Origin of the sequence: Fictibacillus enclensis (assembly GCF_001457035.1) — a bacterium.
Classification (GTDB): Bacteria; Bacillota; Bacilli; order Bacillales; family Fictibacillaceae; genus Fictibacillus_C; species Fictibacillus_C enclensis.
This window is the reverse complement of record NZ_KQ758620.1, coordinates 98939-120479: the sequence shown is the minus strand read 5'-3', so window position 1 is coordinate 120479 and position 21541 is coordinate 98939. Positions and strand designations below refer to the sequence as shown.

The following is a 21541-nucleotide window of genomic DNA, read 5'->3' as shown; positions in this document are numbered from 1 at the left end:
TGCTTACAAAGGAAGTACCGGGTGTTTTTTAATGAATGTACAAACATACTGTGTTGACTTTTCAGCCGGGAGTTCCTATAGTTTCGTTGTACTAATGTTTATATTTTTAAACCTTTAATCATTTTAATTCGTTATGAGGTGAGCCTGATGAAAGAGGTGTCAGCAGCGGGAATTCAACGGATTCTTCAAAACCAAAGAACCTATTTTGCGACACAGGAGACAAAATTATTGCCTTTCCGGATGGAGCAGCTGAAAAAACTGAAAGCCGGCATAAAGAAGCGCGAACATGAAGTAATTGATGCTCTTGCGCTTGATTTGGGAAAGTCAGAGCTTGAATCCTATTCAACAGAAATTGGCATTCTGTATGAAGAGATTAATTTCACAATCAAGCATCTAAAAGGCTGGACAAAACCGAAAAAAGTAAAAACTGCGTTAACTCATGTGGGCTCAAAAGGTTCTATCATTCCTGAACCGTATGGGACTGTCCTCATAATTGCACCATGGAACTATCCGTTTCAGCTTGCTCTGTCCCCGCTAGTGGGCGCGATTGCTGCAGGAAATACGGCTATTATCAAACCCTCGGAGCTGACACCTAATGTATCGGCCTTACTTTCAACGCTGCTTCAGGAGCTTTATCCTCCATCGTATGTCGCTGTCATAGGAGGAGGTGTACAAACAAGCCAGGCACTTCTTGAAGAACGTTTTGATTATATCTTTTTCACAGGCAGTGCAGCGGTTGGTAAAGTAGTGATGGAGGCAGCCTCCAGGCATTTGACACCCGTTACACTGGAGCTGGGGGGTAAAAGTCCGGTCATTGTCCATGAGGATGCCAACATTCCGCTTGCGGCAAAAAGGATTGTATTCGGAAAGTTCATGAATGCGGGTCAAACCTGCATCGCACCTGATTATTTGCTTGTTCACTCGAAGATTAAAACTTCCCTTATTGAAGCGATGAAGGAAGTAATTCAAGCGTTTTATGGTCCCGATCCAATCCAAAGTCCCGCTTACTCAAAAATTGTGAATGAACGGCATTACAACCGGTTGTCAGGCTACCTGAAGGAAGGAACGGTTATCTATGGCGGAGAGAGAAATGACAGCAAACAAAAAATCGCACCGACCCTGATTGATAGGGTAAAGCTGGATTCCTCTGTGATGACAGAAGAAATTTTCGGCCCGATTTTTCCTGTTGTGGAATACACCTCGCTTGAAGAAGCGATTGAGCTGATCCATTCACGTCCGAAGCCCCTCGCCTTGTACCTATTCACTCAGAATAAGAATACAGCAGACGAGGTAACCAGCAGAATCTCCTTTGGAGGAGGCTGCATCAATGATACCCTCATGCACATTGCGACACCGTATCTTCCGTTTGGCGGTGTCGGGGAAAGCGGGATGGGAAACTACCATGGCAAAGCCAGCTTCGATACATTTTCTCACCGGAAAAGTGTATTGAAACAAACGAACCGTTTCGACTTCTCCTTTCGTTACCCTTCCGCCAATAATGGTTTGCAACTGGTGAAGAAACTGCTCAAATAAACAAAAAGCCGGCATCCGCTGCCGGCTGTTGTAAATTAAAAGAATGTCTTAACTTCTGTTTCTGTATGATCACAGTTGGTACATGTATATTCCAGTTCAAGCGCATCTTCCCGCACCACATGCGTGGTTTCTTGATTACAGTTGCTGCAATGCCTCTTTACCTTGCCTTCTTCCATTTGTGAGCACTTCCTTCCATGGACATCTTAAAATTAGTATTCCTCCAACCTCCTGTTATAAAACAAACTTTCTGGTTGATTTCTGTTCCTAAAGACCTGGACTAGTAAAGGAGCAGATAAATCGAAAGTGAAAGGGACTGGCATGCGCTCTTTGTGGTAGAACAAGTGACAGACAGAAGTCAGGAAAGCACGTCCAGCATTTATTTATAAGGCAGCAAGGATCTGTACACCTCCATTACAGAAGGCGCGGATCCTTGCTGTTTTTTTCCACAAAGTATTCAATGACCGGAATATCAGTCGGATTAATATTTTCAGGAAGCTCATTAAGTCCAAAGAACGCAATTTCCTCCCCTTCAGTTTCATCAAGACGGGGCAATCCTTCATATTTTGTACAAGTATAGGCGGCAATTACATTATAAACCTCATCTCCATGAGGATATTTGTAATAAAATTTCTCTCCTGAAAATATGTGCATGAACTCCAGTTTACGGGCAATGTATCCTGTTTCTTCAAACAGCTCTCTTGCTGCTGCTTCCTCAAGCTGTTCCCCTGGCTCCAGCGCACCTCCGGGAAGGCCCCAACATCCATTGTCCTTTCGTTTTTGCAGCAGCAGTTCCCCTTTATTATCAACTAAAAGAACACAAGCCCTGGTCATGATGAGCGGCCGGCTTCCGACCAGTTTGCGCAACTCCATAATATAACCCATTCTCTCAGTCCTTTTTTCGTATTCTTACCTGTGATTCGGCCGAATTTTATAAAATCCTTTTTAAAACTTTTAGGGGAACACCGCGTTTGCGGAAGCTAGTGCTGTTCCGCCTTTGGGCATGGGGCTTGCTGAAACGCTCAATAAACGAAAAAATAAAAAAGCTGAACAGGAAGCAGGAAAAACGCCTCTCGACACTATTTCAAGGTGTACTGTTTTTTGATTTCCAATTACTACCTTCCTAGTAGAAATGTCTCATTTATTGCATAGAATTTTGTTCTGACATTGTCATAGTACAGACCTTAACATATAATTCGAAATAGGTTTAAAATTCAGACTATATATAAGGGGGATGAAGTTTGGAGAGATTTATCGATTTTTTGAACAACAACATTTTGTGGAGCCAGCCGATGATTTACATCTGTTTGGGAGTCGGCCTGCTGTTTTCCATCATTACACGTTTTTTGCAGGTGCGGCATTTTAAAGACATGATCAAGCTGATGTTTCAGGGGAAAAGCTCTGATGCTGGTGTTTCTTCTTTTCAGGCACTTTCCATTGCGCTTTCTGGCCGTGTAGGAACGGGAAATATTGCAGGTACCGCGACAGCCATCGGGTTTGGTGGACCGGGGGCAGTGTTCTGGATGTGGGCGATTGCTTTTATCGGAGCATCCACTGCCTTTATCGAATCCACCCTTGCCCAAATTTATAAAGAAAAGCATGAGGGGCAATACCGCGGTGGGCCTGCTTTTTATATTGAAAAGGGGACAGGCTGGAGATGGTATGGTGTCTTATTTGCCCTGGCGGCCGTTCTTGCCATGGCGATTCTCATGCCAGGAGTGCAGTCGAACTCTATTGCACTGGGAATTGAAAATGCGTTTGGAATGAATAAATCGATTACTGGTCTTATTATTATTGCTCTTTTAGGAATTATAATTTTTGGCGGAGTCAAACGGATTGCGAATGTCGCGCAATACGTAGTGCCATTTATGGCCATTGGCTATGTCGCTGTTTCATTGATTATCGTTGCGATTAATATTACAGAGCTGCCAGCTGTGTTTGCGTTGATTTTCAAAAGTGCATTCGCCGCTGATTCCGTGTTCGGCGGGATCGTCGGTATGGCGGTTCAATGGGGAGTAAAACGCGGAATTTATTCCAATGAAGCGGGTCAGGGAACAGGTGCCCATCCGGCGGCTGCCGCTGAGGTTTCCCACCCTGCCAAACAAGGTTTGGTTCAGGCATTCTCTGTATATATTGATACTCTTCTTGTATGTTCCGCGACAGCATTCATGATTCTGTTTACAGGCATGTACAATACACAGGCACCGGACAAAACCTTCCTTTATGATAATTTAAAAGGGGTGGAACCAGGACCAGGATTCACACAGGCTGCGGTTGAGCAGGTTATTCCTGGGTTTGGAGCTGGCTTTGTTGCTGTGTCGTTGTTCTTCTTTGCCTTTACAACAATTATGGCGTATTACTATATTGCCGAAACTAACATTGCTTATCTGATTCGTGGCCGGGAAAACAAGTGGGCCATTCCGCTGCTAAAAGTGGTTATTCTCGCGGCAACCTTCTACGGTACCATTAAGGAAGCAGCACTCGCGTGGAAGCTTGGAGATACCGGTCTCGGGATTATGGTATGGCTGAACCTTATTGCCATATTAATTCTTGCCAAACCGGCTCTAAAAGCGTTAAAAGATTACGAACAACAGAAAAAGCAAGGTCTTGATCCTGTCTTTAATTCCATTAAAGTCGGCATAAAAAATGCAGACTACTGGGAAAAGGACTACAAGGAACCGGAAAAGGAGCAAGTATCCTAATGAAAAACAGGCGAAAGCCTGTTTTTTATTTTGTTATTTTGAATTCAATAGTAAAAAAGATTCATTGCATATTTCTGTCAAGACAGATAAACTTTTACTAAAGATTTATGAAAACGGTTGCACAAAGTGATAAAAGGAGGAATTTGATTGAAAAAGAGTTTTGGCATTCTGATGTCATTGGTGCTTCTTTTGGGTATTATACTGGTACAGCTTCCACAAACCGCAGCCGCGGCAAGCTATCAAAAAGTCGTGGTAAGAGGAAGCCTGGCGCCGCTTGATTGGGGAACTGACAATAATCCGCTGACCCTTCAACAGGATGGAACATGGAAGAGCAATCCCATCCCGTTAACTGGCGGGAACAAGCTGGAGTTTAAGTATGTAAGAGACGATCAATGGATGGACGGCAGCAACCTGGAATTCGTACCTCCTCAGACAGGAAACTATGTGTTTGTCTTTCATCCGGAAGATGAAAGAAAAGTAGATATTCAGCTGGTGGAAGGCAAGGGGAAGGTCACGCTTAATGTCACCGTTCCAGCTTCTACCCCAGACTGGGCGAATGTGACGATCGGGACAAGCCTCAACAAGTACAACTATTCACTCACCAGTCTGAAAAAGACCGGAGACAAGACCTACAGCATACAGCTGACCGGGGAGCCTGGACAATCGTTCAGCTACCTGTATGCACTCGGGGATGCCAAATATAAAGAAGTGAAAAGTGAGCCAAGAAAGGCAACCTTTTCTGAGGCTGGCCAAACGGTCAGTGATACAGTGAAAGACTGGAGCGCCGTACCCGTTGCTAAAAGCGTAACCCACGATTTCAACTTTCAACCTTCTATCCCGGACCATAAGGATAAGGTGACTGTTAAAACCACTGTAGAGCATTACGGCCCCATCAACAAAGGCGGGATTTACTACACAACTGAAGGTTCAACGCCTGTGGGCAAGCGAGGATTGGCAACGAACGGGCGGTTTTCGCCAATGTATGTAACCTCAAAAGTGAGCCTTGGCAATGGACTGTATAAGTCAGTGCTGACTGGATTCATTCCAAAGCAAAAAAATGATACACGTGTAAAATACAAGGTTGATGTGTGGGATACAGAAGGCACAGGCTCCCAGTTTGCAGACACCAACAGCATTCTGTCTGCTGATGCAACAGAATTTGCCTATTATGTGGATGACTACAAATCTCCTCAATGGGCGAAAAATGCGTCCATCTATCATGTGTTTGTTGACCGTTTCAAGGACGGAAATCCATTGAACAACGAGCCGGTCGATCCAAACCTAACCTATGATGAAAAGCTAAAAAACTGGATGGGCGGGGACCTCCAGGGGGTAAAAGAGAAAATCAGCTATATCAAGAACCTTGGTGTGAATGCGATCTGGATTTCTCCGGTATTCAAGGGCCCGTATTTTCACGGCTATCATCCGGCAGACCTTCTGAAAATCGACCCCCGCTTCGGAAACAACAAGCTAATGAAGGAAATCATTAAAGAAGCGCATAAAAACGGGATGAAGGTGGTTTACGACCTCGTTCCAAACCATACGTCCAATCAGCACCCATTTTTCCAGGATGCGGTAAAAAATGGAACCAAAAGCCCGTATTATAACTGGTATACGTTTACCAACTGGCCGAATGAGTATAAAACGTTTTACGGTGTCACCGAACTTCCTGAATTGAATAATGACAATCCGGCAACACGAAGCTATATGATGAACAAGGTGGTTCCGTTCTGGCTGAACGACCTTGGTTTTGACGGTTTCCGCCTTGACTACGCCAAAGGTCCGAGCTACAGCTTCTGGGTGGATTTCAGGCATACAGTGAAAAAGCTGAAGCCGAATGCTTTTATTTACGGAGAAGTTTGGGACAGCAGGGAAAAAATCAATACGTACGCCGGCAAGCTGGATGGTGCGCTTGACTTCCCGATGCAGAACGCATTGCTTGATGTATTTGCCAAAGGACAGTCGATGCAAGAGCTCAGTGATGCGATCCGTTTGAACCAGTCAACCTATGACCCTCAGTATGTGATGGGAACCTTCCTGGATAACCATGACATGCCGCGCTTTTTATTCGAGTCCAAGGGAGATGTAAACAAGCTGAAGCAAGCAGCAGCGGCACAGTTTACACTTCCGGGAGCACCTATCATTTATTACGGAACAGAAGTTGGTCTGTCTCAAAGTAAAGACCAGACAACGGTCGACGAATATCAGGACCGTTATTACCGTGAACCGATGCCTTGGAATAAAGCGAAGCAAAACCTGGAGTTGAAGAAGTATTACAAACAATTGATCAAGCTGCGAAACGATGAGCCTGCACTGCGAACCGGCAAGATCAAAGAATGGTATTCCGATGACCAAGTGCTGGTTTATGAAAGAAGCAACAAACATGACCATTTCCTCGTTGTTCTGAACAATGGAAGTGCCGAAAAAATCACGCTGCAAAAGTCTTTGGCTAAAGGCCATGAGCTTGTATTAAAGAATGTTTGGGATAAAAAAGATGTGATACATCCAGGAAAGAAAGATGATCTAAAGATTGCTTCCAAAGCAGGCGGCGTTCAGATCTACGAAATGGTGAAAGGCAAGAAATACAGTAAGAAAAAAGCTTCCTGACCAAAAATGAAGGCCGATTCTCCAAGTTAGGGGAGCGGCCTTTTTACTTTTGGGGATACTTGCCACAAAAGGTCGATTTTTTCGGCAGGTGGCAGGGGAACGTCATTTCTTGTCGTAATAAATTAAGATAACTAAAATCGTCAGGAGACAGGCTGATGCTGACAGAAAAACTCCTTTTACATGTGTTGATGGTTCTTGCCCCGGTTTTGGGGTACGGCTTCTTTTTTGAAAAAAAGCATTTTTTTTCGTCTCCTTACCTCTGGGGAGTACTGCAAAGCATTTGCGCTGCTTTTTGCATGATCTTTGCCCATGAGGAAGGCGGTCTGTATTGGGATTTGCGTTATGTAGCGCTAATCCTTGCCTTTTTGTACGGAGGTAAAGTTTCAGGAGGGATGGTTTTGGCAACCATTCTTGTTTGCCGTACAGCTCTTGGCGGAGAGGCCTTGTTATTTGCTTTGGCAGGAATTGTATTGGCTGCCCTGACTCCTTTTTTACTTAGTAGTACCTTCAGGAACTACCATCCTTATAAACGGGTGAAGATCGCCATGCTGGTGGGGGTATGGCCCACTGTTGTGCAAATTTTTATCCTTTTGTCCTATACGGCCTATTCGGGTGAAATCAACAGCACGCTGGTGGATTCAGTCTATCGTGTGCTGCCCTTTGGCATCATTGGCGTTCTCGGGGTGGGAACCGCTGCCCGGCTGAATGAATTGATTATTGAACGTACTCTCATGAAGCAAGAGATTGAGAAGGCCGAAAAGCTGAACACCATGGGCGAGCTCGCAGCCTCGATCGCTCATGAAGTCAGAAACCCGCTTACTGTTGTGAAAGGATTTCTTCAGCTTATGCAAAAAGACGACAAGGACCATCATTTTTCTTATATTCCCCTTGTGCTGAGCGAGCTGGGAAGGGCTGAGGTGATTATTAATGATTATTTGAATTTCGCCAAACCCGAATTTAAGAAGCTTGAACATTTCTCTTTATCTCAAATTCTTTCAGAGGTATGCATGCTTTTGAATGCCCTGGCGGTAAAGCAGGGAGTGGAGCTGAAATGGGGAGGGACGGAAGAAGCCTTCCTTTTTACTGACCGGAACCAGCTGAAACAGGCACTCGTTAACGTGATAAAAAATGCGATTGAGGCCACTCCGGGCGGAGGAACCGTTACCGTGGCACTCTCCTTATCCGGCGACCGGGCGGTTGTTTCCATTACGGATACCGGTAATGGCATGACACCAGAGCAGCTGTCCCGGATCGGCACTCTTTTTTATACCACAAAAGAGAAAGGGACAGGGCTCGGAACCACGGTTTCAGTGAAGATCATTGAGTCCATGCAGGGAAAAATCTCGTTCAAAAGCGAAACGGGAAAGGGAACCGAAGTTACCCTCAGACTTCCGCTCCACAATAAGGTGAATATCAATTATTAATCGATATATTCTGTTAAACTGTTCATAAGAGAACTTATGGAATGGTGATAACATGCCGGACATTGTAAAAGTTTCCGTTCGGGGACTGGTCGAATATGTGTACAGAGGCGGCAGTATCGACTCCCGCTTCCGTTCGGTGAGCACGATGACCGAGGGCACGAAAGCCCATCAAAAAATACAAAAAACCTATGCCGAAAATGATCAAAAAGAAGTGTTTGTCCAGACTGAGGTGGTACGGGACCAGCTTGCATTCGTGATCGAAGGCCGCTGTGACGGGTTGCTCTTTTCAGAGGGCAATGTCACCGTAGATGAAATCAAGTCCACCTCCCACGATCTGCAATGGATTGAAGAAGATACCTATCCTGTCCATTGGGCACAGGCCAAGGTGTATGCCTGTATTTATGCATCTGACCATGACTTGGATTCGATTGATGTGCAGCTCACCTATATGCAGGTGGAAACAGAGGAACAGAAACGCTTTAAAAAAACGTTCACTCAAAGTGAGCTGTCGGATTTTTTAACCGAAACGGTGGACAAGTATGTCCCTTATGCGCAGCTGATGGTTCATCACCGCCAGGAACGTGACCGGAGCATCAAGGAGCTTCCGTTCCCGTTTGACACCTACCGGGAAGGGCAGCGAAAACTGGCCGGAGCCGTCTACACCACGATTATGGAGGAGAAAAACCTGTTCGCCCAGGCGCCAACAGGCATTGGAAAAACAATGTCCACCATGTTTCCGGCTGTAAAAGCAATCGGAGAAAATCTTCTGCAGCGCTTTTTATATCTCACGGCCAAAACGATTACACGAGAGGCCGCGGAAGAAGCGCTTATGCTCATGCAACAAAAGGGGCTTCAACTGCATACGGTCACACTGACCGCCAAGGAAAAAATGTGCCTGAAGGACAAAACCATCTGCCAGAAAGAGTACTGTGAATTTGCAGAAGGCTATTATGACCGTGTGAACGGTGCTGTTTTGGACATCCTTGCCAATGAAACGGTCATTCACCGCAGTGTGATCCAGGAATATGCGTTAAAGCACAGGCTCTGTCCATTTGAATTTTCGCTGGATCTTGCCTATGGCGCGGACGCAGTGGTCTGCGATTACAATTATGTATTCGATCCCAGGGTTTCGCTCAAGCGGTTTTTTGAGGAACAGAAAAAACAAAGTGCCCTGCTTGTTGATGAAGCACACAATCTTGTTGACCGCGGCCGCTCCATGTTTTCGGCAGAGCTGTTCAAGTCTGCGTTTCTACAGGTATCCAGAGAATTTAAGGGAAGAAACAGCGAGCTGCAGAAATCGGCCAAGGCCGTTAACGATTTTGCACTGGCAGTGAAAAAACAATGTGGTGAGAAAAGAAGCCTGGTGCAGGAAGAACTGCCTGAAGCGCTTATTGAACTCCTTGAACTCTTTGTAGCGGCGGCCGAAAGTGAACTGCTTCGCGGGGAGGAGGGAGAAAGCCAGCAGCTTCTTCTTGATACGTATTTTACGGCGCAAAGCTTTATCCGCATTTCAAAACTGTATGATGAACGGTATGTCACTTATGTGGAGTATGTGAGAAGTGAGGTAAAGATCAAGATGTTCTGTCTGGACCCGTCAGTGCTGCTTCAGCAGATGAGCAAGGGATATCGCTCAAGCATCTATTTCTCGGCCACCTTCACGCCCATTGACTATTACAAGGATATGATCGGTTTTCGGGAAGACGATTATGCGCTGGCGATCCCCTCTCCCTTTGACCCTGACCAGCTGGAAGTTTATATTCAGCCGTTATCAACCAGATACAGAGACAGAGAAAACACAAAAGTACCGATTGCAGAGATGATTTTCAGCGTAACCGGAAAAAATAAAGGGAACTTTCTTGTGTTTTTTCCTTCCTATCAATACATGAATGACGTATATGAACAGTTTCAAAGTCTTGATGCTCATGTGCAGTCCATCGTGCAGTCACCCGGTATGACAGAGGAAGAGAGGGAAGGCTTTTTACAATCCTTCCAGGCAGGCACAGACAACACTCTGGTCGGCTTTGCCGTGATGGGCGGCATCTTTTCAGAAGGTGTCGATCTAGTTGGTGATCGTTTAAATGGTGTCATTGTTATAGGAGTGGGTCTTCCACAACTTGGGCTTGAGCGGAATATCATCAAGGACTTTTTTTCGTCACGCGGAAAGAATGGTTATAATTATTCCTATGTCTTTCCCGGCATCAATAAAGTGCTGCAAGCCGGCGGCAGGCTGATCCGATCCGAAAGTGACCATGGCACCATCGTGCTCGTGGACGACCGTTTCTTGACCAGGCAGTATCAGACGCTTTTGCCGAACGAGTGGAAACACTTCACCGTCATCTAAACAAAGAAAAGCAGCAGCGCAGCGGGTCGTCCCGCTGTACTGCTGCTTTGTTTATTTATTTCACATTCAAATTTTTCTCGCTCATATAACGGTAGATCGGGATTTCATCTCCTTTTTCAACCGGCAAAAAGTTAAAGGTGACATAGCTGTCCACCGATTCTGGTTCAAGAGCCAGCGAGATGAAGTTTGCATTTGGCTGTGCCATGCTGAAGACATAGCTTCCGGCCGGGAACGGATGAACATGCTCTTTTACTTCGGTTGTTACTTTATTGGTGTAGTGGCCGTTTTCAAGCTCGGTAGAAACGACTTTATCAGTCACCTTGTAGCTTTCCACAGAAAGGGAGGCCGGTTTTTTCAGCTTTTCAACCTTCACGCCGAGAACGGCAAGCTTTTTGGCAATATCGTGGTACGCGGGCGGCATGATATACGCTGTTGGTCGTTCTCTTTCAAGTGTTGGATACGCATCAGTGGAGTCCTCCCAGATGATGGGGATGTCCGCTTTTTTCGCAGTGGCAAGGTCCACGACCTTCAGCTTCTGATCCGGTACCCGCTTGTTTTCGCTGGTGACCACCACGTTATCCCCATCATTTGCTTTCTTACCTTTAGAGATGACGTCCTGACGGGCCGTTTTGACCAGCTTCTTTACCCTGGCCGCATTGCCTGCCGCGACTTTGATGAAATATTGCTGCGCCATGGTCTGTGCATAGACGCGGCGGTCAAAATCAGCACGGCCGATATTGATGCCCCTTGTTTCAATTAAAAAGGTCATCGTATTTTTCAGGCCGAGCGCATTTCTTCCGATTCGTGTTTCCGTGCTTCCTTCCGTAGCAACGAGTTCACTGCCTTCGGTTGCAAGCGTATAGTAGGCATGATGAGAAAGATTTTTTGCATCAAGTCCTTTATTGACATTCTTCAGAAGAAGGTTGTCAGACGCTTTTCTTAAGCTTTGCGGAATATTAAGGTTCTTCGCAGATGAAATCAACAGGTCGTAGGAAGGAAGAGAACCGCTTTCCCCGAATTTTTTGAGTGGCCCTGAATTAACCGTGTACTCGTGCGTATCAAGCACAACATCCGGCTGAAATTCATTTATTGCCTTATGTATGGCTTGAACTTCAGGGTATTCAACCTTCATGTAGTCGCGGTTGGCATCCAGGTTGGTGGCGATGTACCGTTTGAAGTAGAAAGAACCATCGGGATTGACGCGCGGCATTATCGCAATATTTACTTTATCGAGAACATTGCCCATCTTGCCCTGTGCGAGCTTTTGGGCGGTAACAAGCACAGACTCACCAGCGGCTGGTTCGTTGCCGTGGATTTGTCCCTGAATCCAGATCAGAGGCTTCTTTTTATTGGTTTTGATCTTGTTGGGATTATCGTTGCTGAAGAGGAGCAGCGGCAGCTTTCGTCCTTCAAGGGAACGGCCGATGGTTGTCAGGGAAACATTTTTGTGGTTACGGTCCAACTTTTTAATGAACGACATCATTTCTTCCTGAGAAGTAAAGGGAAGCCTTCCTTTTTCAAAGGCGGGAGTTGAAAAGCTTTCGCTGGGTTTTGGAAACAGATACGCAATGTTGTCGGGCTGGACATAGCTTGGACCATTTCCGTAGTAAGGTGTGAAGGGATCCGACGCATCAGCAGCGGCAGCCTTTTCGGTGTGTGATGCAGGAGCAGAGATGCCGGCTGCAAGAACAAGAGCCAGAACGAAAGAAGTGGGACGCAGGACTTTTTTCATGCAATACCTCCTGTTAAATTATTTGATTATCCAATCTATATCATAGTTTTCCTGGCTGATAAATGGTTTTGGTCCAATTATAAGTAAAACAGGAGATATTTACCAAGTGTAAAAAAAAAAACGAGAGAAGCTGAGTGATAAGGCCTATGCCGACTGGCAGGTTCTATAGGCCCTGTTTAATACGAACCGCCGGACACCTATGGTTATTCTTTCCCTAACGTGGTATAATCCTCAGAAAAGTTTCCGTATATGAAACATTAAAAGAGGAGTTTTGGCAATGAAAGTGGCATATTTGGGGCCTCATGGCACATTTTCTGAAGAAGCAGCTCATCGTTATTTTAAAGACCGGCAGATAGACTGGCATATGTGTGATTCGGTGCCTGAAGTGCTTGAGGCAGTAGGAGACGGACTGGCAGATTGGGGCATTGCACCCATCGAAAATGCGATTGAAGGAACCATTAACATGACCGTGGACAGTTTGCTTGTAAATGATTTATATATCGCTGGCGAGGTCATTCTTCCGGTATCTCTTCATTTGCTTGGCACTCCAGGTACAAAGGAGGAGGATATTCGGGAGGTTTGGTCGATTCCTCCGGCTCTTGCGCAGTGCAGGGAATACATACGAAGTCTGAAGGTGAAAACGCGGCACTTTGACAGCACTGCTTCTGCAGCGGCAGCGATCCGCGAAGCCGGACGGAATGATGTGGCTGCAGTGGCCTCCGCGTATGCAGGGGATTTGTTTGGTTTAGTAAAGGTACGCCGGAATATTGAAGAAAGCTATGAAAATCAGACCCGTTTTGTGGTCGTGACCAATGACAAAAAGGCACCGGCTGATGCAAGGAAAACGATGCTTCAGGTGATTCCGAGCGATGAATATACCGGGGTGCTGTCTTCCATTCTGAACGTTTTTTCAGCACTGAACATCAACTTGACCTGGATCGAATCAAGGCCCACCAAAAAGAAGCTGGGCGCTTATCAATTTTTCCTGGAGGCTGGTTTTGGAGTACAGAATCCATTGATCGAAAAAGCGGTTGCTGTTCTGCAAACCTATGGACACGAAGTTAATATTCTGGGCAGCTTCACTGCCACAAAGCTGGATTAGGGGGATGGCATGAAAGTTCATATTGTCAATGGCGACATGGTTGGAAATAAGTTAACTGATCTTGAAGGTGACATGATCATCTGGAGGGAAATGTATGACTTGGGTCCTGTTGATCCCGATATGAATGACAGATTGCTAAAGAAACGGGCTGTATTCTTTGAAAATATGCTTGGCCTGCCCAATGAGCTGTTTCTTAATACGTGCCGGCAGCAGGAACAGGAGCTCCGTTCCATTCCTATCGATGCGGACATCACGCTCTGGTTTGAGCATGACCGTTATGACCAAACCATGCTGCTCTATTTGCTGAAATCTTTGAAAGAACGCGGATTAACCAATCTATATATGGTGACGGCGGATGCGTATCCTGGCATCGACCCATTTTTCGGATTGGGGCAGCTGACCGCATCCCAGCTGACCGCACTGCATACAGACCGCATCCCGATTACTGAAAAACAAATGCAAGAAGCTGAACTTGGCTGGAATGCCTATGCATCGGATGACCCGCGGGACTTGGTGTACTGGCTGCTGCAGGGGGAATGCAGTCTTCCTTACACGAAACGTGCGTTGCGGAGGCATCTCACCTATTTTCCATCGGAGAAAAATGGGTTGAATGAAGTGGAGGAGCACATATTTCAGCTGATTCATGAGGGGATAGGCTCCTTTACAGAGCTCTATCAAAACGTAACGGCACAACGATCAGACGACGGGCTCAGCGATTTGCATTTTGCAGCTATCCTCGATCATTTGAAGCCTCTGCTCAGACTCACGGAAGGTACGCTGCCGAGCTATGATGCTGAACCGGAGGAAGCCGTTTTGGAGCTGACCTATGAAGGCATTGAAGTTCTGATGGAACGAGAAGACCGCTTCGACTATGCCGCGAGCGAATGGTGGCTCGGCGGTGCAGCTGTGCAGCATGGCGAGTGGCGCTGGGATGGAGAAAAAATCATCGGTAAACGTACGTGAAAAAAGCCAGGATGCTAGTCCTGGTTTTTTTTGTGGTTTTTGGAACTTGCCCGGAAAACCAATAAACTTGCCCGCAAAACCCCATCAATGGCAAACATTCCTCTTCACGCCGTGCCATAAGGTGCGGTTTTGTCTCTTAAATAATTCCTTCTTTGGTAACTGTGTGAATGTTTTATAACTTTATAAAATGGAATTAACAGAAGTCTTTTAAGATAAAACTATATTCATCATACATGATGCTGCTTTTTCAGCAAGGAACCAAAACTTCAGTCAGTATGTCCAATGGATAAAATTAAGATGCGGGAGGGTATCCATATGAAAGGTCAACCGGTTAAAAGTATAAAACTGGTCTTTCTTTTATCACTTGTTTTAACCATGGTCATTGGAAGTTTGGCTTTTGTTCCAACATTGAAAGCAGCAGGGGATGGCTCAGCATCATCGCCGTATACGGTGTCACAGGCGATAGCCAATCAAAGCAACACGCTAAAGACCGTGCAGGGATACGTGACAGGCCAGCCAACAGCTGCATCGACCGTTGTAACCAGCAATTATCCAAGTGATTATGCCATTGCCCTGGCAGATGCATCCGGAGAAGCAGCGACATCCAAAATGATTTATGTTCAAGTGCCATCCTCGTATCGAAGCCAGTTCGGTCTGCAGAGCAACCCAGGACTGAAAGACACGAAAGTAAAGGTGACCGGTTATTTAACGGCTTACTTTACCCATCCCGGCGTGAAAAACGTTACCTTGATGGAAACAGGAGGCGGAGGAACACCGTCTGATCCGCCGCCAGCCGCCGATACGGGCTCGTATTACGACAGTGCACAAGGAAAAACAGGAGCGGCGTTAAAGAGCGCGCTTCATAACATTATCGATGATCACACAGAGATTTCATATGATGCGGTCTGGGATGCACTCCGCCATACGGATGAAGATCCGAACAACAAAAACAATGTGATCCTTTTATATACAGGACGATCGCAAAGCAAAACAACCAACGGAGGCGGTGTGAACGACTGGAACCGCGAGCATGTCTGGGCGAAATCGCACGGTGATTTTGGAACCGCAATGGGGCCGGGCACCGATCTTCATCACCTTCGCGCGACCGATGTATCGGTAAACAGCTCCAGAGGCAATCTTGATTTTGACAATGGCGGAACCGAGAATTCCGAAGCAAAGGGAAACTATTCGGACAGCGACTCGTGGGAACCTAGGGATGCGGTTAAAGGTGATGTGGCGCGAATGATTTTTTATATGGCGGTCCGCTATGAAGGCGATTCCGGTGAGCCGGATCTAGAGATGAATAACAATGTGAACAATGGATCAGCACCTTATATCGGTAAAATGTCTGTTCTTCTGCAATGGAACGACCAAGATCCGGTGGACAGTATGGAACGCCACCGCAATGATGTGATATACAATGATTATCAGCATAACCGAAATCCATTTATCGATCATCCGGAATACGCGGATGTCATCTGGCAATAAGGGGCGGGCTCACCATTGTGAGCCTTTTTTATTTGGGCCAAAGGTTGCATCTCGAAAAAATAGGATGGTAACAAAATCCTGTTTTATCCATTTTTGTTTAACACCTGCTAATTAACCTCTCCTTTTCAGTTATGATGAAGATACAGCAAAGTCAGTCATTTTTTTTAAAAAAAGGAGGAGATTTATTGGTGAGAAAGTCGCTTTCGGTTACCTTGTGTTCAGCTTTACTTCTGCCCTTCATGATGGGGGCCAATGTGCAAAAAACAGTACATAGCACAGAGGCGGACGTTCAGCATCCGGTGGTGAAAAACGGAATGACACAGCCGGTTTATTCATTGGATGACGCAATTACGGAGAAGGTTTTCATAGAAACAAAGATTGATAGCGACAGGGACGGAAAGCTGGACCGGGTGCATGCGGATATCATCCGGCCAAAAGAAACGGAAGAAGGGCTCAAAGTACCGGTGATCTATGAAATGAGCCCCTATCGCGCTGGCTTGAAGGATGTACCGGTCTATGATGTGAACACCGAATTGTATGCTGTTCCGAAAAAGGGCGGAAACGGCCACCGGGAGGGTAAACCGGCGCCAGAAGCCAGTGCTGCCAACCTGCCGGGCTATTACGATGATTATTTTGTTCCCAGAGGTTATGGAGTGGTGCTGGCAGAGAGCATCGGCACAGGCTTATCGGAAGGCTGCCCGACAACAGGCGATGAGCGGGAAATTGAAGGAACAAAAGCGGTGATCGACTGGCTGAACGGAAGAGCCAAGGCGTATACGGAAGATGGAAAAGAAGTAAAGGCTGAGTGGACAACTGGCAACGTCGGGATGACCGGTGTTTCGTATAACGGCACGCTTCCCAACGCAGTAGCCGGAACTGGGGTAGAGGGACTGAAAACGATTGTTCCGATTGCAGCTATCAGCTCCTGGTATGACTATTACAGAGGAAACGGTGCGGTCATCGCTCCTGGCGGCTATCCGGGGGAAGACACGGATAATATGGCTGAAGCGATTTTAACCCGTGCCAATCCTGAGGTTTGCCGTGATGTGATGAAAGAACTGACTGAAGGCCAGGACCGTAAAACGGGGGACTACAATGATTATTGGTCTCACCGTGACTATGTGAAAAATGCGGACAAGGTAAAAGCGAGCGTTTTTGTTGTGCATGGGTTGAATGATTGGAATGTAAAGACCAAACAGTTCGCGCAGTGGTGGAAAGCACTTGGCGAAAATGATGTCCCGCGCATGCTTTGGCTGCATCAGGGAGCACATGCCAACCCGTACAGTTTCAGACGGGACGTATGGCTGCCTACGCTAAATAAATGGTTTGATTACTGGCTGTATGATGTGAAGAATGACATTATGGAGGAACCTGAAGTCGATATTCAGCGGGAAGACAAGCAGTGGCAAACCGAAAACAGCTGGCCGGCAGAAAAAACAAAGCCGGTTTCGCTGCATCTTAGTTCTGGAGTCTTGTCCAAGCTGCCGATTGACCATGGGAAAAAGCTGAGCCAGAAAATTGTGGATGATGCGACACAAAAGTCAGAGGATCTTGTTCTGAACCCGAAAACAAATTCGTTAAACCGGTTGGCGTATCTGACACCTGAGCTGCGAAAAGATGTCAGAATCAGCGGTACTCCGAAAGTGAAATTGGCAGCGAGCATTGACCGCCCCGTAGCCAATCTGACGGCTTTGCTGGTTGATTACGGACTAGAGAAAACGGAAATTGTAACACGCGGATGGATGGATCCGCAAAATATCAAATCTGATTTCCGTTCCAAAGCATTAAAGCCCGGCAAGCAATATACATTTGCATGGGAAATGCAGCCGGATGATTATGTGATCCAAAAAGGGCACCGTCTAGGATTGGTGTTAGTGTCGAGCGATTATAACTACACCCTCAGGCCAGCGGCAGGGACAGTGATTACAGTGAACCCGCTAAAAAGTGAGCTGATCCTTCCGGTAACTGGTGGAAGCAAAGCTCTTCAATAAAGAAAAGGCAAGTAAAAAAAGGGCGTGTCCAATAAGTGTCTTTGAAGCTCTTGAAAGTGTTACTTTCCGTTTCGGGTCGCTCGCTTTCAGCAGGGCGTGCGCTGAGCCCCACCGGCGCAAGCGCCTATGTGTCTCACCTGTCACGCTTCCCCTGCAGGAGTCTCGCACCCTCCACTCCAAGTAACTTATCAATGAAGATGATGACCCAAGCCCATCCTGCCTAATGAAAAGGAGCTTCCAGAAGTCATTTTTACTGACTTTCAGGACAGCTCCTTTTTCTCTATGCTTAAAATACTTTGGTTGTCCAGTCTTCACAGTTCCAAACTTCGGTTACCACCTCACGGTAAAATTCCGGTTCGTGGGAAATGAGAAGGATGCTTCCTTTATAAGCCTTTAAGGCACGTTTGAGTTCATCCTTCGCATCCACATCCAGGTGGTTGGTCGGCTCATCGAGAACCAGAAGGTTGGTCTCATTGCTGATCAGTTTGCAGAGGCGCACCTTGGCTTTTTCGCCGCCGCTCAGCACCTGCACCTTGCTTTCAATGTGTTTGGTGGTCAGGCCGCACTTTGCCAGCGCTGAACGCACTTCATGCATATTGAAGGAAGGGAACTCATTCCAAACTTCATCGATACATGTATTATTGTTGGTGCTTTTGATTTCCTGTTCAAAATATCCAATATGAAGATATTCACCCTGTTCAACGGTTCCGGAAATCGGCTTGATTTCGCCGAGAATGCTTCTGAGCAAGGTGGTTTTACCGATTCCGTTTGCCCCAACGAGCGCGATTTTCTGTCCGCGCTCCATGCGGAGATCCAGCGGACGGGAAAGCGGTTCGTCATAGCCGATGACAAGGTCTTTTGTTTCAAAGATCAGCTTTCCTGACGTTCGCGCTTCCTTAAAGTTGAATTCCGGCTTCGGTTTTTCCTTGGCCAATTCGATAACGTCCATCTTATCCAGCTTCTTTTGGCGGGACATGGCCATGTTACGTGTGGAAACACGGGCTTTGTTTCGCGCAACAAAATCCTTCAGCTCGGAAATTTCCTGCTGCTGTCGCTTGTAAGCCGCTTCAAGCTGCTGCTTCTTCGCGGCATGGATGTTCTGGAAGTTGTCGTAATCTCCGACATAGCGGGTAAGCTCTTGATTTTCCATATGGTAGATTAAATTAATAACACTGTTTAAAAATGGAATATCATGCGAGATCAGGATAAACGCGTTGTCATATTCCTGAAGATATCGCTTCAGCCACTCGATATGCTGTTCATCAAGGTAGTTGGTCGGCTCATCCAGAAGGAGAATTTCAGGTTTTTCAAGCAATAGCTTGGCAAGAAGGACTTTCGTACGCTGCCCGCCGGACAGTTCATGTACATCACGATCGAGACCAATGTCATCAAGACCAAGACCGCGTGCAATTTCTTCTACCTTTGCATCAATGACGTAAAAGTCATTGTTGGTCAGTGTATCCTGAAGAACACCGACATCCTCAAGAAGTTTTTCAAGCTCTTCGGGAGTCGCTTCTCCCATTTTTTCATACATGCCGTTCATTTCCGCTTCAACATCAAACAGATACTGGAACGCGCTTTTGAGAACATCACGAATGCTCATGCCCTGCTCAAGGACAGTATGCTGGTCAAGGTATCCAACGCGGACCTTTCTGGCCCATTCCACCTTGCCTTCATCTGGCTGAAGTTTGCCGGTAATAATGTTCATGAAGGTTGATTTACCTTCACCGTTTGCTCCAATTAAACCTACATGCTCTCCTTTTAAAAGACGAAAGGAAACGTTATTAAAAATGGCACGGTCACCAAAACCGTGGCTCAAATCTTTTACTGCTAATACACTCATCTATATGCACCTTTTCTTGTTTGTTACGATTCACCATTTGATTATAGTACGTTTGGCGGGGGAAACTCAATGTTTCAGAAGGATTTTTCAAATAATGTTTGTTTGGCAGGGAGATGGGAAACTTTTACTGTACCAAGCCAAAGGAGGATTGCCGAAGCGGAAAGGCTGGCAAAAGAAGATTCACCGAGCAGGGTGCTTGTGTATGATTCGAAGCTGGAGATTGAGGAAGAAAAATCATTTTAAGAGAAAAACCCCTTTCAACTCAACAGGAAAGGGGTTTTGGCATAAAAAAAGGAGCCTTGGGACCAAGACTCCTTCAATCTTAATGCTTCTTCAACGTACGTGGTTTCTTGCGTTTCATTCGTCCTACAAACTTACATTTCCTTCACATTTCCACCATTAGATCCATCTTTTAGTTCTTCGCAAGGTTCGGAACCTATTCACTCAGCTCCTTGACAAATCACTTCAATTTGGGTCTGAATAGTGTTTATTCGATTTTCGTAAAAAGTTGCACACGTCTTTCATCCGTACAATGCTTTTACTTGCTTTACTTCCTTTTAATCATTTGCTTAAATCGCTTTTACATACTTACAAGTACTACCAGGTCCATCTCTCGGTTCTTCGCAAGGCTCGGAACCTATTCGTTCCGCTCCATGACAAATCACTCCAATTTGGGTCTAAATAGTATTTTATTCGATGTTCATAAAAAGTTGCACAGGTCTTTCATCCGTACAATGCTTTTACTTGCTTTTGCTCATTTCCCTAAATCGCTCTTACACACTTACATGTACTACTAGGTCCATCTCTTGGATCATTGCATGTCTCGGAACTGTAAACGTTCTTACCCATTGCAAACCCTCCAGTATATGACTTAGTAATGCGTAATGCATCTTACCATAGAGCTGACTTTTTGAATCATAAATCGGTGTGGCTAATTCTTCTTGCTTCTTGTTACTTTATTTCTGTCAAGCATTCACTATTTCGGTCCATCTCTTGGCTCATTGGATGTTTCGGAACGATTGTTCTTACTCATCACAATTCCCTCCATATGGTTGATATAGTGTTGCATAGTTTGTTTTCCCGCTCATCCAGAATTAAAACATGATTTACAATAAATTTTAAAACTTTTTTAGAATGGATTGACTGCCGTAACAATCACCGCATCCACGGGCTTTAAGTCCAAAATGGTCTCAGTGATTTGTTCAAAGTTGGCTTCTTTTAAATACAATGCAATGATCTTGCTGATTTCTTCTGTTGTTTCATCATCTGCACCTTTTTCATGAGGCTGAAGGGTTATGGCGATGCGTGCTCCGGGCTTCATTAACTGCTGGATCGTTGTAAGGTCGGCAATGGGATCTTTCCAAATAAGGATCGAGTTGACGGAATAGACACCGTCAAACTGCATGGATTTCTCAGCCGAGGCAATGGGACCGTGAAACAGTTGCACACGTCCTTCATTGATATACTCCTCATTTCGTGCGGCGGCCTGTTTTTTCATTTCCTCTGAGACGTCAAAACCAACAACATGGCAGGAAGGGTAGGTGCTGCACACATATTCAATGCCAACGCCGGGGCCGAAACCCACTTCAAGCAGATCATCATCATTTTTGGGCTTTAGCATGGAAATCGTTTTTTCGTTTAATTCTTTGTTTTCATTGGACATGATTCTACCGGCAAGCTTGCCAAGCAATCCCTCCGGTTTTTCAAACTGCTCTGATATCTTTTTTCGAATGCTCATACGGCACGCTCCCATTTTTAAGAATTCAATATTCAATGTACCCAAAAGGGAGCGATTCAAAAAGTTTGGAATGTGAGCAA

Annotated in this window: 15 protein-coding genes; 10 read left to right on the top strand and 5 right to left on the bottom strand. The window is 45.8% G+C overall.

Features of this window, described 5'->3' with window-relative positions; translation table 11 throughout:
- Nucleotides 1-147 precede the first annotated feature (147 nt).
- Entirely contained in the window at nucleotides 148-1533 is a 1386-nt protein-coding gene (locus AS030_RS18600) for an aldehyde dehydrogenase (protein ID WP_061974466.1), read from the top strand.
- 35 nt (nucleotides 1534-1568) lie between these two features.
- Here the strand turns inward: AS030_RS18600 and AS030_RS24065 are convergent, their stop codons facing one another.
- Nucleotides 1569-1709, bottom strand: coding sequence for a hypothetical protein (locus AS030_RS24065; RefSeq protein ID WP_164988913.1), 141 nt, complete (start codon nucleotides 1707-1709; stop codon nucleotides 1569-1571).
- A gap of 235 nt (nucleotides 1710-1944) precedes the next feature.
- A complete protein-coding gene (locus tag AS030_RS18595; RefSeq protein ID WP_061974464.1) occupies nucleotides 1945-2415 on the bottom strand; it encodes an NUDIX hydrolase in 471 nt (156 codons plus the stop codon).
- A 407-nt stretch (nucleotides 2416-2822) separates the two neighbouring features.
- On the opposite strand from AS030_RS18595, the gene AS030_RS18590 reads away from it, so the two are divergent.
- From AS030_RS18590 to AS030_RS18575, 4 genes are all read left to right on the top strand, one after another.
- A complete protein-coding gene (locus tag AS030_RS18590; RefSeq protein WP_141687130.1) occupies nucleotides 2823-4232 on the top strand; it encodes an alanine/glycine:cation symporter family protein in 1410 nt (469 codons plus the stop codon).
- Between the two features lie 147 nt (nucleotides 4233-4379).
- Nucleotides 4380-6839, top strand: a complete 2460-nt coding sequence (locus tag AS030_RS18585) for an alpha-amylase family glycosyl hydrolase (protein ID WP_074440610.1) — start codon at nucleotides 4380-4382, stop codon at nucleotides 6837-6839.
- Nucleotides 6840-6994: 155 nt separating this feature from the next.
- Nucleotides 6995-8263 (top strand): sensor histidine kinase, encoded by a 1269-nt coding sequence (locus AS030_RS18580; protein WP_061974460.1) that lies wholly within the window; start codon nucleotides 6995-6997, stop codon nucleotides 8261-8263.
- A 52-nt stretch (nucleotides 8264-8315) separates the two neighbouring features.
- Complete coding sequence (locus tag AS030_RS18575) at nucleotides 8316-10604, top strand: ATP-dependent DNA helicase (protein WP_061974458.1); 2289 nt, start codon at nucleotides 8316-8318, stop codon at nucleotides 10602-10604.
- Between the two features lie 55 nt (nucleotides 10605-10659).
- On the opposite strand, the gene AS030_RS18570 is transcribed toward AS030_RS18575, so the two are convergent.
- Nucleotides 10660-12336 carry a M14 family metallopeptidase gene (locus tag AS030_RS18570; RefSeq protein WP_061974456.1) on the bottom strand — a complete coding sequence of 559 codons (1677 nt, stop codon included), beginning with the start codon at nucleotides 12334-12336 and terminating at the stop codon, nucleotides 10660-10662.
- Between the two features lie 277 nt (nucleotides 12337-12613).
- On the opposite strand from AS030_RS18570, the gene pheA reads away from it, so the two are divergent.
- The 4 genes from pheA (at nucleotide 12614) to AS030_RS18550 (ending at nucleotide 17880) form a co-directional block, all read left to right on the top strand.
- Nucleotides 12614-13438 (top strand): prephenate dehydratase, encoded by an 825-nt coding sequence (gene pheA, locus AS030_RS18565; protein ID WP_061974449.1) that lies wholly within the window; start codon nucleotides 12614-12616, stop codon nucleotides 13436-13438.
- A 9-nt stretch (nucleotides 13439-13447) separates the two neighbouring features.
- Nucleotides 13448-14401 (top strand): DUF1835 domain-containing protein, encoded by a 954-nt coding sequence (locus AS030_RS18560; protein ID WP_061974447.1) that lies wholly within the window; start codon nucleotides 13448-13450, stop codon nucleotides 14399-14401.
- A gap of 315 nt (nucleotides 14402-14716) precedes the next feature.
- Nucleotides 14717-15889 (top strand): endonuclease, encoded by a 1173-nt coding sequence (locus AS030_RS18555; protein WP_061974445.1) that lies wholly within the window; start codon nucleotides 14717-14719, stop codon nucleotides 15887-15889.
- A 242-nt stretch (nucleotides 15890-16131) separates the two neighbouring features.
- Nucleotides 16132-17880, top strand: coding sequence for a Xaa-Pro dipeptidyl-peptidase (locus AS030_RS18550; protein WP_240482422.1), 1749 nt, complete (start codon nucleotides 16132-16134; stop codon nucleotides 17878-17880).
- 286 nt (nucleotides 17881-18166) lie between these two features.
- On the opposite strand, the gene AS030_RS18545 is transcribed toward AS030_RS18550, so the two are convergent.
- Nucleotides 18167-19723, bottom strand: coding sequence for an ABC-F family ATP-binding cassette domain-containing protein (locus tag AS030_RS18545; protein ID WP_061974440.1), 1557 nt, complete (start codon nucleotides 19721-19723; stop codon nucleotides 18167-18169).
- 69 nt (nucleotides 19724-19792) lie between these two features.
- On the opposite strand from AS030_RS18545, the gene AS030_RS23780 reads away from it, so the two are divergent.
- Nucleotides 19793-19966, top strand: a complete 174-nt coding sequence (locus AS030_RS23780) for a hypothetical protein (protein ID WP_156412593.1) — start codon at nucleotides 19793-19795, stop codon at nucleotides 19964-19966.
- 886 nt (nucleotides 19967-20852) lie between these two features.
- On the opposite strand, the gene AS030_RS18540 is transcribed toward AS030_RS23780, so the two are convergent.
- The gene (locus tag AS030_RS18540; RefSeq protein ID WP_061974439.1) at nucleotides 20853-21461 is read right to left on the bottom strand and encodes a class I SAM-dependent methyltransferase; all 609 of its coding nucleotides are present in this window, start codon (nucleotides 21459-21461) and stop codon (nucleotides 20853-20855) included.
- Between the last annotated feature and the right edge of the window lie 80 nt (nucleotides 21462-21541).

What these genes read in the sequence shown, in the direction of transcription:
- AS030_RS18600 (WP_061974466.1), top strand. Translation starts at nt 148, where the DNA reads ATGAAAGAGGTGTCAGCAGCGGGAATTCAACGGATTCTTCAAAACCAA.
- AS030_RS24065 (WP_164988913.1), bottom strand. Translation starts at nt 1,709, where the DNA reads ATGGAAGAAGGCAAGGTAAAGAGGCATTGCAGCAACTGTAATCAAGAA.
- AS030_RS18595 (WP_061974464.1), bottom strand. Translation starts at nt 2,415, where the DNA reads ATGGGTTATATTATGGAGTTGCGCAAACTGGTCGGAAGCCGGCCGCTC.
- AS030_RS18590 (WP_141687130.1), top strand. Translation starts at nt 2,823, where the DNA reads ATGATTTACATCTGTTTGGGAGTCGGCCTGCTGTTTTCCATCATTACA.
- AS030_RS18580 (WP_061974460.1), top strand. Translation starts at nt 6,995, where the DNA reads ATGCTGACAGAAAAACTCCTTTTACATGTGTTGATGGTTCTTGCCCCG.
- AS030_RS18575 (WP_061974458.1), top strand. Translation starts at nt 8,316, where the DNA reads ATGCCGGACATTGTAAAAGTTTCCGTTCGGGGACTGGTCGAATATGTG.
- AS030_RS18570 (WP_061974456.1), bottom strand. Translation starts at nt 12,336, where the DNA reads ATGAAAAAAGTCCTGCGTCCCACTTCTTTCGTTCTGGCTCTTGTTCTT.
- pheA (WP_061974449.1), top strand. Translation starts at nt 12,614, where the DNA reads ATGAAAGTGGCATATTTGGGGCCTCATGGCACATTTTCTGAAGAAGCA.
- AS030_RS18560 (WP_061974447.1), top strand. Translation starts at nt 13,448, where the DNA reads ATGAAAGTTCATATTGTCAATGGCGACATGGTTGGAAATAAGTTAACT.
- AS030_RS18555 (WP_061974445.1), top strand. Translation starts at nt 14,717, where the DNA reads ATGAAAGGTCAACCGGTTAAAAGTATAAAACTGGTCTTTCTTTTATCA.
- AS030_RS18550 (WP_240482422.1), top strand. Translation starts at nt 16,132, where the DNA reads ATGGGGGCCAATGTGCAAAAAACAGTACATAGCACAGAGGCGGACGTT.
- AS030_RS18545 (WP_061974440.1), bottom strand. Translation starts at nt 19,723, where the DNA reads ATGAGTGTATTAGCAGTAAAAGATTTGAGCCACGGTTTTGGTGACCGT.
- AS030_RS23780 (WP_156412593.1), top strand. Translation starts at nt 19,793, where the DNA reads ATGTTTCAGAAGGATTTTTCAAATAATGTTTGTTTGGCAGGGAGATGG.
- AS030_RS18540 (WP_061974439.1), bottom strand. Translation starts at nt 21,461, where the DNA reads ATGAGCATTCGAAAAAAGATATCAGAGCAGTTTGAAAAACCGGAGGGA.